General features: G+C 64.9%; 9 protein-coding genes. 3 read left to right on the top strand and 6 right to left on the bottom strand.

Going from position 1 to position 13,103, the window contains the following annotated elements:
• The first annotated feature begins 270 nt into the window (after nt 1-270).
• Entirely contained in the window at nt 271-2,241 is a 1,971-nt protein-coding gene (locus GTP77_RS15095; RefSeq protein ID WP_161072975.1) for a family 43 glycosylhydrolase, read from the top strand.
• A gap of 146 nt (nt 2,242-2,387) precedes the next feature.
• Here the strand turns inward: GTP77_RS15095 and GTP77_RS15090 are convergent, their stop codons facing one another.
• The 6 genes from GTP77_RS15090 to GTP77_RS15065 are packed head-to-tail and all read right to left on the bottom strand — an operon-like array spanning nt 2,388 to nt 9,301.
• Nucleotides 2,388-3,767: an FGGY-family carbohydrate kinase gene (locus GTP77_RS15090; RefSeq protein WP_161072974.1), complete on the bottom strand. Its 1,380-nt coding sequence runs from the start codon at nt 3,765-3,767 to the stop codon at nt 2,388-2,390.
• Nucleotides 3,764-4,786: an ABC transporter permease gene (locus GTP77_RS15085; RefSeq protein ID WP_161072973.1), complete on the bottom strand. Its 1,023-nt coding sequence runs from the start codon at nt 4,784-4,786 to the stop codon at nt 3,764-3,766. The genes GTP77_RS15090 and GTP77_RS15085 overlap by 4 nt, the downstream gene beginning before the upstream one ends.
• A gap of 11 nt (nt 4,787-4,797) precedes the next feature.
• Nucleotides 4,798-5,802 (bottom strand): ABC transporter permease, encoded by a 1,005-nt coding sequence (locus tag GTP77_RS15080; protein WP_229202205.1) that lies wholly within the window; start codon nt 5,800-5,802, stop codon nt 4,798-4,800.
• The gene (locus GTP77_RS15075) at nt 5,799-7,421 is read right to left on the bottom strand and encodes a sugar ABC transporter ATP-binding protein (protein WP_161072971.1); all 1,623 of its coding nucleotides are present in this window, start codon (nt 7,419-7,421) and stop codon (nt 5,799-5,801) included. The genes GTP77_RS15080 and GTP77_RS15075 overlap by 4 nt, the downstream gene beginning before the upstream one ends.
• A 12-nt stretch (nt 7,422-7,433) precedes the next feature.
• A complete protein-coding gene (gene rhaS, locus GTP77_RS15070) occupies nt 7,434-8,438 on the bottom strand; it encodes a rhamnose ABC transporter substrate-binding protein (protein ID WP_229202204.1) in 1,005 nt (334 codons plus the stop codon).
• Nucleotides 8,435-9,301, bottom strand: a complete 867-nt coding sequence (locus tag GTP77_RS15065) for a DeoR/GlpR family DNA-binding transcription regulator (protein WP_161072970.1) — start codon at nt 9,299-9,301, stop codon at nt 8,435-8,437. Before GTP77_RS15065 ends, rhaS begins: the two co-directional genes overlap by 4 nt.
• A gap of 319 nt (nt 9,302-9,620) precedes the next feature.
• Between GTP77_RS15065 and GTP77_RS15060 the strand changes: the two genes are divergently transcribed.
• Nucleotides 9,621-11,720 carry a bifunctional rhamnulose-1-phosphate aldolase/short-chain dehydrogenase gene (locus GTP77_RS15060; RefSeq protein WP_161072969.1) on the top strand — a complete coding sequence of 700 codons (2,100 nt, stop codon included), beginning with the start codon at nt 9,621-9,623 and terminating at the stop codon, nt 11,718-11,720.
• A gap of 71 nt (nt 11,721-11,791) precedes the next feature.
• The gene (gene rhaI, locus GTP77_RS15055) at nt 11,792-13,087 is read left to right on the top strand and encodes an L-rhamnose catabolism isomerase (RefSeq protein ID WP_161072968.1); all 1,296 of its coding nucleotides are present in this window, start codon (nt 11,792-11,794) and stop codon (nt 13,085-13,087) included.
• Nucleotides 13,088-13,103 lie beyond the last annotated feature (16 nt).

Raw genomic sequence — 13,103 nt, 5'->3', positions numbered from 1 at the left:
GCGCCTATCGCCCGCGCCGCGCCGCGCGCGCCGGCGGCACCCGCAGCGAAGCGCGCCGCGCCGGCCAAGCTGGCCAACGCCAAACCGGCCAGCAGCGACTGGGAAGAATTCTAAGCATTCCTCCCTCATGGCGGCCCTGAAACCGCGCCATTGATGGCGCGGTTTTTTTACGCCGATCATCATGGTGATTCTTTGGCTCCACGAGAAAATATGGCCCGGCGCTCCCCTAGAATGTGACGGTAAACCGTCCATTCAATCAATCAAAAACCGATGACATACAGACTAAGCCTCATCGCCGCCGCCGTGCTGGCGGCCCTGTCCTCGCCGGCATTCGCTGCCCAGGCCACGGAGGCGGGCGAGCCCGCATTTGCCAACCCGCTGGTGCGCCAGCGGGCCGACCCCCACGTCACGCTGCACAGCGACGGCTACTACTATTTCACGGCCACCGTGCCGGAGTACGACCGTATCGAACTGCGCCGCGCGCGCACGCTGGACGAGCTGGGTACTGCGCAGGCGCAGACGGCCTGGCGCAAGCACGCCAGCGGGCCGATGAGCTATCACATCTGGGCGCCCGAACTGCACCACATCAACGGCAAGTGGTACATCTACTTCACCGCGGGGCGCGCGGACGCGCACTGGGAAATCCGCCTCTACGTGCTGGAAAACAGCGCCGCCAACCCGCTGGAAGGCGAGTGGGTGGAGCGCGGCCAGCTGAAAACCGGCTGGGAAAGCTTCGCGCTGGACGCCACCACCTTCGCGCTGGGCAGCAAGCGCTACCTGGCCTGGACCCAGCGCGGCACCGGGGAAGGCTACAAGGGCACCAATATCTACCTGGCCGAAATGGACACGCCGCTGTCCATCAAAGGCCCGGCCACCATGCTTTCCCGCCCCGAATACGCGTGGGAAAAGGTCAAGTACCACGTCAACGAAGCCCCGTCGGCGCTGGTGCGCAATGGCCGCGTGTTCCTGACCTACTCGGCCAGCGCCACCGACGCCAACTACGCCATGGGCCTGCTCACCGCGCCCGCCGGCGCCAACCTGCTGGACGCCGCGTCCTGGCGCAAATCCGCCGAGCCGGTATTCAAGAGCGCCAACGGCCAGTACGGCCCCGGCCACAACTCCTTCACCACCACGCCCGACGGCAAGGCCGACGTGCTGGTCTACCACGCGCGCGACTACCGCGACATCCAGGGCGACCCGCTGCGCGATCCCAACCGCCACACCCGTGCCCAAGTGCTGAATTGGCGCGCCGACGGCACGCCGGACTTCGGCGTACCGGTGGCGGACAAGGGAAAAGTGGCTGCCAAGCCGCTGTTCCGCGATCCGGTGGAAGACGGCGCGGCCGATCCGGTGGTGATCTGGAACCCGGCGCGCGGCAAATGGTGGATGTACTACACCAACCGGCGCGCCAAGTCCGCCGGCCTACCCAACATCGCCTGGGTGCACGGCACCCGCATCGGCATCGCCGAATCCGACGACGCCGGCGCCACCTGGACCTATGCGGGGCTGGCCGACATTGAGCTGCCGAAGGAGTGGGGCGGTGCGGACGCCACCCACTGGGCGCCCGAGATCGTGCGCGGCGACGACGGCACCTACCATATGTACCTCACCGTGGTGCCCGGCGTCTTCACCGACTGGAAGCACCCGCGCCACATGGTGCACCTGACCAGCAGCGACATGCGCAGCTGGCGCAAAGCGGAAATGATCAAGCTGGCCTCCGAGAGCATCATCGACGCCTGCGTGGCGCGCCTGCCGGGCGGCGGGTGGCGCATGTGGTACAACAACGAAGCCGACAAGAAATCCATCTACTACGCCGACAGTGCGGACCTCGTGCATTGGACCGACCGTGGCCGCACCGTCAGCGACCAGGCTGGCGAAGGGCCGAAGGTATTCCAGTGGAAGGGCTCGTGGTGGATGATCACCGACGTCTGGCGCGGCCTGGCCGTGTACCGGTCGGACGACGCAGTGAAGTGGGTGCGGCAGGCGGACAACCTGCTGCAGGGCGGCGGGCAGGGCGCGGACGACCAGGTGCAGGGCGGGCATGCCGACGTGGTGGTCAGCGACGGCCGCGCCTACCTGTTCTACTTCACCCATCCGGGCCGCCGGGGCACGGACGCCAAGCTGGACGGTCCGGAACAGCGGCGCAGTTCGATACAGGTGGTGGAATTGCAGGAATACGCCGGCGTCCTGCGCGTCGAGCGCGACCAGCCCACTAATATTCTGCTCAAACCCGTCAAATAAGGGTTGCGGCGGCTCCGGCGGGTTACGCGGCTGCGCCGCTAACCCGCCCTACGGGTTCACGAGTCAACGTGTATCAAGGCGTAGGGCGGGTTAGCGCGGCGCAGCCGCGCGTAACCCGCCATGTATGCAATGCGGCGCTGCCGGAATCAAAGCGCCGCGAGCCAGCGCTCGCGGTATGCAGCCCAGCCATTCAATGCCAGGCCCGCCGCCGCGCCGGGGGCAGCGCCGGGGTCAGTTCTCGCATCCTGGCATTTCTCCACCCAATTTGCCAGCATCCAGGCGCCGCAGGTGGTGCCGCTGGCGTCGTCCGAGCAGTTGACGGCTTGCGCCGGACGCAGCGCGGCCAGCAGGGGGGCGAAGTGCGGATTGCCGGTATAGCTGCCTTCCACCACGATCGCGCCGCTTGCCGCGTTCAGCGCCGACAGGCAGTAATCGCTCATCAGCACGCAGTACAGCGTGGCCAGCGCATAGCGCTCCTGCGCGGTTTGCGGTGCAGGACCGGTGATTTCTCCGGCGCGTCCGCCAAACGGCCCGCCTGCGGAGGCGAAGCAGGGCAGCGCCAGCGTGCCCTGATCGATCAGCCGCTGCAAATCCTCCACGCTGCACGTCTCAGGCGCAGCGCCGGCCAGCTCGCCGAACTCCCGCCCGCCCATAAAGCGCATGCACGCCACCGGCTCGCCCAGCGCATTGCTGTTCGCCAGCATGTCCGCTTCCTCGCGCAAGCCGTCCAGCGGCATGTCGATGGCGGCGGCGATCACCCAGGTGCCGGTGGACAGCACGGTGCGCGGGCCGTCGCCGTTCAAGTGCCGCAGCAGCGAGGCATTGCTGTCGTGGATGCCGCAGATAACCTGGCAATCCCACGGCAATCCCGTCAGCTCGGCCAGGTCCGGCTTCAGCGCGCCCAGCGGCGCCCACGCCGGCTGCATGGCCGGGAACAGGCCGCTCCAGCCCATGCGCTCGACCAGCGCGGAATACTGCTGCCGCGCCGGCTGCCACAAATCCGTATGGCAGCCCAGCGACGTGACTTCGCTGGCGGCCACGCCGCTCAGGCGCCAGGCCCAGTACTGCGGATACATCAGGATATGCTGCGCGCGCGCGAATTGCTCGGGGAAGGCCTGCGCCTGCCAGGCCAGCTGGCGTCCCAGGTTAAGTCCCGCCGGCAGCAGCGGCGAGTAGCTGGACGAATACGCCGGCCGCAGTGCGCCATATGCCTCGTCCTGCTCGGGCGGCAGCTCGAACTCGTAGTCCAGCACAGGCAGCACCAGGCCGTGATCGTCGACCAGCGCCGCTGTGGCGCCGTGCGTTACCGGCACAATTGCGGTCACGTGCGCCAGCTGCGCAAAGGCGCGCATGGTGTCGAGCATCCAGCCCCAGATCCGTTCAGTGTCGTGATGCGGGTAAAGCCCGTCGTTGATGATGGCGTTCGGGCTGCGCTGTTCGGCCAGCGTGCCGCCCTCGCTGTCCAGGAGCGCGAGCTTGACATTGGTCTTGCCGATATCGAGAACGATGGTCGCGCTGCCCTTCATTTGGCCACCTTGCGGCCGCGCAGCAGGCGTGGCAGCGCAATCGTCACCAGCAGCAGCACCCCAACCACGATGGTCATGTAGATGCCGGGGATGTTTGCCAGCGACAGGCCATACGTCACGGTGCCCAGCGTGAGCACCGCCAGCAGCACGCCGCCTATGGTGCCCGCGCCGCCCGCGATGCTGACGCCGCCCAGGATCACCATGGTGATCACTTCCAGTTCCCAGCCCATGGCGATATTCGGACGGGTGCTGCCGATGCGGCCGGTGAGCAGATACGCGGCCAGGCCGGCCATGGCGCCCGCCACCATGAACAGCACCAGGCGGTAGCGCTCGACCGGAATGCCGGAGAAGCGCGCCGCGATCGGGTTGTTGCCGATGGCGTAGATGCGGCGGCCCCAGCTCGTTGCGTGCAGCACCACCGCGAAGATGGCGGCAAACACCAGCAGCACCACGAACTCGCGCGGAATCAGGTCGAAGAAATAGCCCTGGCCCCAGTCCATCATCAGCTGCGGATAGCCGGTGTAAGCCTGGTCGCCCAGCACCACGCTGGCCAGGCCACGGAACAGCGACACCGTGCCGATGGTGACCACGATGGAAGGCAGCGCCCAGCGCGTCACCAGCCAGCCGTTAAGCCAGCCGCATGCCGTGCCGGTGGCCAGCGCCACGAACAGCAGGCTTTCCGGCGGCAGGCCGATGGACTTGGCGTAGCCCATCGCCACCGACGACAGCGCCAGCGTACCGGCCACCGAAATATCGATTTCGCGGCAAATGATGAGCAGCGCCATCGGCAGCGCGATCAGCGCTTTTTCGCTGAAATTGAACGTGCCGTCGGCCAGGTTGTTCAGGTCCAGGAAGTTCGGCAGCAGAATGCCGCAAACGATGAAGGCGGCCAGCAGCAGCAAGGCCAGCAGGCTTTCCCAGCGGCCCAGCGCCGCGCCCAGGCGGAAGCCCGGACGGTCCTGGATAACGTAGCGCGATGTGCTTGCCGCCGGTGCGGTGGCTTGTGTCGAGGTTGGCATAGGCGCTGGATTCACGCGGCACTCCCGGTAGATTTAATCAGATGCAGCGGCAGGATCTGGCGCCCGGCGCTCTTGTTGCCGCGCGCATTAATCATCACGGCGGTCAGGATGACAAAGCCGGTCAGCGCGCTTTGCCAGAACGGCGATACCTTCAGCACCGGCAGGGCGTTGCCGATCACGGCCAGGAACAGCGCGCCCAGCACAGCGCCGGCCACCGTGCCGGTTCCGCCCGCGATGCTGATGCCGCCAATGACGCAGGCTGCAATCACGGTGAACTCGAAGCCGTAGGCGATCTCGGTGTAGGCCACGGCGTAGCGCGCCACCCACAGGTAGCCGCACAGGCCAGCCATCAGGCCGGACAGGCCGTAGGTCCACAGCAGGCGGCGTGCAATCGGAATGCCGACATAGCGCGCCGACGCAGGCTCGTTGCCCACTGCGTACAGGTCGCGGCCAAAGCGGCTGTGGCGGGCAACGAACACTGCCGCCGCCACGGTCGCCAAGGCGATCCATACCAGGTGGCTGACGCCCAGCAGGCGCGCCAGCGGGAAGGCAATGAAGTCGGCCGGCATCTGGTGCGAGGACACCCAGGCGCCGCCGGACAGCACGAACACCAGCCCCCGGTACACGCTCATGGTGCCCAGCGTAACCACGATGGGCGGCAGTTCGAGGTAGCCGATCAGCCAGCCGTTGACCAGGCCAAGCAGCAGGCCGATGGCCACGGCGGCCAGCATCACCAGCACCAGCGGCAGCTCGGGATAGCGCGCCGCAAGCAGGGCCGACATCATGCCCGACAAGGCCAGGTTGGACGCCACGGACAAATCCACGCCGCGCGTGACGATGACCAGCATCTGCGTCAGCGCCAGCATGATCAGCAGGGTGCTGTCGGTCAGCAGGCCGGCCAGGCTGCCCCAGCTCAGGAACACCGGCGCGCGCAGGCCCACCAGCAGTATCAGGGCCACTATCATCAGCGCCAGCAGCGCCTCCCTTTGTTTCAGTACGCTTTTCAGTGCGTTCATGCGCATTCCTCAACTGGCAGCGCGCAGCCGGAAGCCGCCGCCACTACTTTTTCCGGCGTGGCCTCGGCCCGCTCGAATACATTGGTGATGTGCCCCTGGTGCATGACCACCACGCGGTCCGCCAGGCCCAGTACTTCCGGCAGTTCGGACGACACCAGGATGACCGACAGGCCTTTGCCTACCAGCTCACTGACGAATTTATGCACGGCGGCCTTGGAGCCGATGTCGATGCCCTTGGTCGGCTCGTCCAGGATAATCACGCGCGGATTGGTCGCCAGCCATTTGCCCAGCACGACCTTCTGCTGGTTGCCGCCCGACAGCTCGGACACCAGCTGCGTCAGGTGGCTGGCTTTCAGTTCCAGCTGTTCGCTGAAATGGCGCGCAATGCTGTTCTCCTGCGCGCGGCGTCCGCGCAGCAGGAAACCCACTTTGTCCAGGATGGGCAGGGTGATGTTCTGCAGGATGGGCAGCGACAGGTGCGCGCCCTGGTGCTGGCGGTCTTCCGGCACGTAGGCGATGCCGTGGGCGATGGCGTCGGCAGGGCAGGTGATGCGCACCTGGCGTCCGCCCAGCCGCACCGAGCCGCGCACGCCGGTGCTCAGGCCGAACAGCGCCTGCATCACCTCGGAGCGGCCGGCGCCCACCAGGCCGTAGAAGCCCAGGATCTCGCCCTGGCGCAGCTTGAAGCTCACGTTCTCGAATTCGGTCGGGTGGCAGTAGCCCTCGACTTCCAGCAGCACCGGGCCTGGCGCGACGTCGGCCTTGGGGTAGGCCTGGTGCACGGCGCGGCCCACCATCAGCGCCACCAGTTCAGGCTCGGTGATGTCGCACAGCGCGCCCTCGGCGATGAACTGGCCATCGCGCAGCACGGTGTAGCGGTCGGCCACCGCGAAAATCTCGTCGAACTTGTGCGAGATGAAGATGACGGCCGTACCCGCTGCGCGCAGCTGGGCGATGATGCGGTACAGCTCCTGGATCTCGCGCTGCGACAGCGAGGCGGTCGGTTCGTCCATGATGACCACGCGCGCATCCTGCGACAAGGCGCGGGCGATCTCAACGAAATGGCGCTGCGCCACGCTCAGGTCTTTCACCTTGGCGCGCACCGGCAGCGACACTTCCAGGCGCTCAAACAATTTTTCCGCTTCGGCTTCGATCAGGCGCCAGTCCACGCGGCCCAGCGCGCCCTTGCACGGCTGGCGGCCCACGTAGATGTTTTCGGCCACGGTCAGTTCATCGAACATCACCGTTTCCTGGTGCACGGCGGTGATGCCGGCGCGCATGGCTTCCTGCGCGCTGGCGAAAGTCACCGGCTTGCCGCACAGTTCCATGCTGCCTTCGTCCGGGCGGTAAATGCCGGTCAGCGTCTTGACCAGCGTGGACTTGCCCGCGCCGTTCTCGCCGATCAGCGCCATGACCTCGCCCGGGCGCACGGATAGCGCTACCTTGTTCAGTGCCACGATGCCGGCGAAGCGCTTGCTGATGCCGGTCAGCGCCAGCACCGGCGCGGGCAGGGCGGCGCCCGCCGCAGCCGACGCCTGAGCCGTGGCGGCAGGCGACGCTGCCCGCTGTGCACCTGCAGGCTGCGGCAGCTCGCCGTTTGCTAACAAATTGAGTTGCATGCTACGTCCGCGTCAGAAGATTTTGGAGAACTTGTCGACGTTCTCTTTGTTGTAGGTGAACGGTGCGCCCATGGCCGCTTCGCCGTTCGCGTCTATCGCAATGGTGCCCATGCGGCCGGCCGAAACCGAGCCGCCTGCCTTGGCATTCGGAGCGCCTTTGACAAAGTCATACGCTGCGTAGGTGGCGGCGTAGCCCAGGTCGATCGGGTTCCAGATGGCGAACTCGCGCACCGCGCCGCTCTTGACGTGGCCCGCCATTTCGGACGGCAGCCCCAGGCCGGTCACGAACACTTTGCCCACCAGGTGCTCGTCCACCACGGCCTTGCTGGCCGCGTTGATGCCCACGGTGGTCGGCGCGATGATGGCTTTCAGGCCCGGATTGCTGCGCAGCAGGCCGATCGCTTCGCGGTAGCTCTTGTCCGACTGGTCGTCGCCGTACACGGTGGCCACCAGTTTCAGCTTGGCGAATTCCGGCTTGGCCAGCTCCGACTTCATCACATTGATCCAGATGTTCTGGTTGGTGGCCTGCGCGGAAGCGGACAGGATGGCGATCTCGCCGGCGCCGCCGATGGCGTCCGACGCCATCTGGATCTGCTTCTGGCCGATCAGCGCCGCATTGGACGGGTTCAGCTGCATCAGGCGGCCTTCCTGCGACAGGCCGCTGTCGAAGGAGATCACCTTGATGCCGCGCGCCATGGCCTTCTTGGCGATCGGCACCAGCGCATCGGGGTCATTGGCCGAGATCACAATGGCGCTGACCTTCTGGCTGATCAGCGAATTGACGATTTCGATCTGGCCTTCGGCGCTGGGCGTGGTCGGTCCGGTGTAGATGATCTCCACATCCTTGAGCTGCGCCGCCGCCTCGTTGGCGCCGGCGTGGGCCGCGTCGAAGAAGCCGTTGCCCAGATTCTTCACCACCATGGCGATGCGTACCTTTTCCTGCTTCTTTTCACAGCCAGCAAAGGCGACGAGCATGCTTGCGGCCAGCGCCGCGATTGCGAGTTTCTTGAGCTTCAATGCGAGGTCTCCGATTGGAACAGGGCTGCGGACTGGAAGTCGTACCCTGGGTTATAGTTAGGGGTGTTCATTTGCGGCGGCATGGCCTCCGGCTCCACGGTCACCACGCGGATGCCCGACTGCTCCATCAGCTGCACAGCCGAATCGGAAGCGTGGGTGTCGGTGATCACGGTGGACACGCGGTTCAGGCCGCACAGGATCAGGCCGGCCTTCTTCTGGAACTTGGAGCTGTCGGCCAGAACGATCAATTCTTCGGCCTGGCTGATCAATCGCTTCTCGGCCTGGATCAGCAGCGGGTCCGCCTCCATCAATCCCAGCAGCGACAAGCCATACACGCTCATGAACATCTTGGCCGCGTAGTGGTGCTGGGTGATGTCGTTGTCGAAGGGGCTCAGGATCACGTTCTGCTCACGGTACACCTTGCCGCCCGGCAGGATGATCTCGTTCTCGCTCGAAATGAGCAAACGCTCAGCCATCAGGAAGGAATTGGTCAGGATCTTGAGATGCTGGTCAACCAGGAACTCGGCCATCATGAAAGTGGTGGTGCCACCGTTGATGATGATGGTTTCGCCCTCGGTGCACATGCCTGCCGCATAGCGCGCAATGGCGCGTTTGCGTTCGGCGTAGCACTGGATGTTGTTCTGGAAGGTTTCGCTGGTGAGCGGGAACCCGCGCTTTTTCTGTTGCAGATTGGTTGCACCACCCCGTGTGCGGGTGAGCAGATTGCGGCCGGCCAGCCAGCTGATGTCCCTGCGGACAGTAGCAGGCGAGGCGTTGAGCCACTCGACCAGTTGAGGCACGCTAGCCGTATTATGTTCGGCGAGCAGCTTCAACAAACGTTTACGGCGCTTGTGATTTACCATTTCTGTCTCCTCTTGTTTTGTGTCTACTCAAGTCGTGCCGGAGGATTTCGCCGCCGGTAGTGCCAGGTGATCACTTTATTAACGATAGAGACTAATCATTTTGGTCTGACCAGTCAATCAAGCTCTGCTCAATTAATTGATTATTTCCGCCGCATTGCAGCATTAACTGCGCGTTCCAATCAACGATATGATTATTTCGTTCTTAGTCATCATGTTGATTGCTTGCGCATTGACACTCCATACCCCGCTGATTTCTACTGATTGCAGTTGCCCCTGCGGCAAAAAATCAGCACACATACCCAACAACGGAGATCAGCAAATGAAAGACCCGAAGCAGAAAGAACCGATCGCTTCCCTTTGGAACGACAGCGCGGCGGCCGCCATGAGCGAGCCTGAACTGTTGCTGTACCGCTCCAACCTGTTGGGTTCGGACCTGCGCATCACCAATTTCGGTGGCGGCAACACTTCCGCCAAGGTCATGATGGCCGACCCGCTCAGCGGCGAACAAGTGGAAGTGCTGTGGGTGAAAGGCTCGGGCGGCGACCTGGGCAGTATCAAGATCGACGGTTTCTCCACGCTGTACATGGACAAGCTGCAAGCGCTCAAGCAGCGCTACCGCGGCCTGGCGCTGGAAGATGAGATGGTGGCTTATCTGCCACACTGCACCTTCAACCTGAACCCGCGCGCCGCCAGTATCGACACCCCGCTGCACGCCTACATCGACCGCAAGCACGTCGACCACATGCACCCGGACTCCTGCATCGCCATCGCGGCCTGCAAGAACAGCGAAGCCATCACCGCCAAAGTGTTCGAAGGCGAACTGGGCTGGCTGCCATGGCAGCGTCCAGGCTACGACCTGGGCCTGAAACTGGAAGCGCTGTCGAAATCGCAGCCGCAGCTGAAAGGCATCATCCTGGAAGGCCACGGCCTGTTCACCTGGGGCGACACCGCCAAGAGCTGCTACGAGACCACGCTGAACATCATCAAGCGCGCCGAAGAGTGGCTGGCCGCCAACGTCAAGCAGCCGGTATTCGGCGGCGCCGGCACCACTGCGCTGGCGGCGGAAGAGCGTTCCGCGCTGGCCGCGAAGCTGATGCCTATCCTGCGCGGCAAGATCAGCCAGGACGAGTACAAACTGGGCCACTTCGACGACAGCGACGCCGTGCTGGAATTCGTCTGCAGCAAAGACCTGGAGCCGCTGGCCGCGCTGGGCACGTCCTGCCCGGACCACTTCCTGCGCACCAAGATCCGTCCATTCGTGATCGACTTCGACCCGGCCAAGCCGGACTTCGACGGCCTGGTGGCCGGCCTGGATGAACGCCTGGAAGCCTACCGCGCCGACTACCGCGCCTACCACGAGCGCTGCAAGCACGACAACAGCCCGGCCGTGCGCGACGCCAATCCGATCATTTACCTGATTCCAGGCGTGGGCATGCTGTCCTTCGCCAAAGACAAGGCCACCGCCCGCATCGCCGGCGAGTTCTATGTCAACGCCATCAACGTGATGCGCGGCGCGAACGGCGTGGACACCTACGTCGGCCTGCCTGAGCAGGAAGCCTTCGACATCGAATACTGGCTGCTGGAAGAAGCGAAACTGCAACGCATGCCGAAACCGAAAAGCCTGGCCGGCCGCATTGCGCTGGTCACCGGCGGCGCCGGCGGCATCGGCCAGGCGGTTGCACGCCAGCTGCTGCAGGAAGGCGCTTGCGTCATGCTGACCGATATCGACCCGGAAGCCCTGGAACAGGCGCACAAGGACCTGGCCAAGGCCGCAGGCAAGGACAGCGTAGGCAGTATCGTCGCCAACATCACCAGCGAGCAGGCGGTGGAAGACGTGATCAACGCCTCGGCGCTGCGTTTCGGCGGCATCGACCTGCTGATCTCCAACGCCGGCATCGCCTCGTCGGCGCCGCTGGACGAGACCACGCTGGAAATCTGGAACCGCAACCAGGACATCCTGGTGACCGGCTACTTCCTGGCCAGCCGCGCCGCCTTCCGCATCATGAAGCAGCAGAAACTGGGCGGCAGCATGGTGTTCGTGGCGTCGAAAAACGGCCTGGTGGCATCGGCCGGCGCTTCCGCCTACTGCACCGCCAAGGCGGCCGAAATCCACCTGGCGCGCTGCATTGCGCTGGAAGGCGCGCCGCACGGCATCCGCGTCAACGTGGTCAATCCGGACGCGGTGATACGCGGCTCCCGCATCTGGGACGGAAAATGGAAGCAGGAACGCGCCCAGTCGAATAAAATCGGCGCGGACGACGTGGAAGACTTCTACCGCCAGCGCAGCATGCTGAAACTGAGCGTGCTGCCGGAAGATATCGCGGAAGCGGTGTACTTCCTGTCGAGCGACAAGGCAGGCAAGAGCACGGGCAACATCCTGAACGTGGATGCCGGCAACGCCGCCGCCTTTACTCGATAAGCGCCAGGCGCTAAGCAACTCGGCTGGCATGCGCCGCATGCCAGCCTTCAGAAGAACAGATGGAGACTGGAATGAGCACTTTGATCGACGCTGGCCGCGTGGCCGAACACAACGCAAAACTGCAAGCGAACCTGCAGGCCGACTACGACGCGCTGGCCGGCGTGCTGGCCCGCCGTGGCCAGGACATCGAAAAACTGACCGCCGCCGCGCAGCGTTTTGCCGTGGCGCTCCCGAGCTGGGGCGTGGGCACCGGCGGCACCCGTTTCGCGCGCTTCCCTGGCAAGGGCGAGCCGCGCAACGTGTTTGAGAAAATGGAAGACTGCGGCGTGATCCATCAGCTCACGCGCGCCACGCCCAGCGTGTCGCTGCACTTCCCATGGGATAAAACCACCGACCCGAGCGCGCTGCGCCAGCAGGCAGAAGGCTACGGCCTGGGCTTCGATGCGGTCAACTCGAACACCTTCCAGGACCAGCAGGGCCAGGAACACAGCTACAAATACGGCAGCCTGACGTCGCAGGACGCGGCTACCCGCGCGCAAGCGGTAGCGCACAATATCGAATGCATCGAACTGGGCAAGGCGCTCGGCTCGAAAGGCCTGACCGTGTGGGTGGGCGACGGCGCCAACTTCCCCGGCCAGCACAACCTGCGCGGCGCGCTGGAACGCTACCTGGACAGCGCGCGCGGCATCTACGCGGCGCTGCCGGACGACTGGCAGATGTACATCGAGCACAAGCTGTTCGAGCCTGCGTTCTACGCCACCACCATCGCCGACTGGGGCACCAGCTTCGCCTGCGCCCAGCAGCTCGGCCCGAAAGCGAAATGCCTGGTCGACCTGGGCCACCACGCGCCGAACACCAATATCGAAATGATCGTTGCGCGCCTGGCGCAGTTCGGCAAGCTGGGTGGTTTCCACTTCAACGACAGCAAATACGGCGACGACGACCTGGATTCGGGCAGCATCAATCCGTTCCAGCTGTTCCTGGTCTTCAATGAACTGGCGGACGCCGAGCAGCGCGACGGCGCCGGCTTCAACCCGGCCTACATGCTGGACCAGTCGCACAACGTGACCGATCCGATTGAAAGCCTGATGAACAGCGCCGCCGAAGTGCAGCGCGCAGCAGTGCAGGCAGCGCTGGTGGACCGCGCGGCGCTCAAGCAGTACCAGGAAAGCAACGACGCGCTGCAATCGGCGCAGGCGCTCAAGCAGGCCTACCGCACCGACGTCAGCGCCATCCTGGCCATGGCCCGCCTGCGTTCGGGCGGCGCCATTGATCCGGTTGCCTGCTACCGCGCCTCCGGCTACCGTGAGAAAGCGGCTGAAGCACGTCCGGCAAAGGCAGGCGCCAGCAGCAGCGGCATCGTTTAAACGTCCGCCGGAGCCT

The sequence above is a fragment of the Pseudoduganella aquatica genome (assembly GCF_009857595.1).
Lineage (GTDB): Bacteria > Pseudomonadota > Gammaproteobacteria > Burkholderiales > Burkholderiaceae_D > Rugamonas > Rugamonas aquatica_A.
This window is presented reverse-complemented; position numbering and strand designations above follow the sequence as displayed.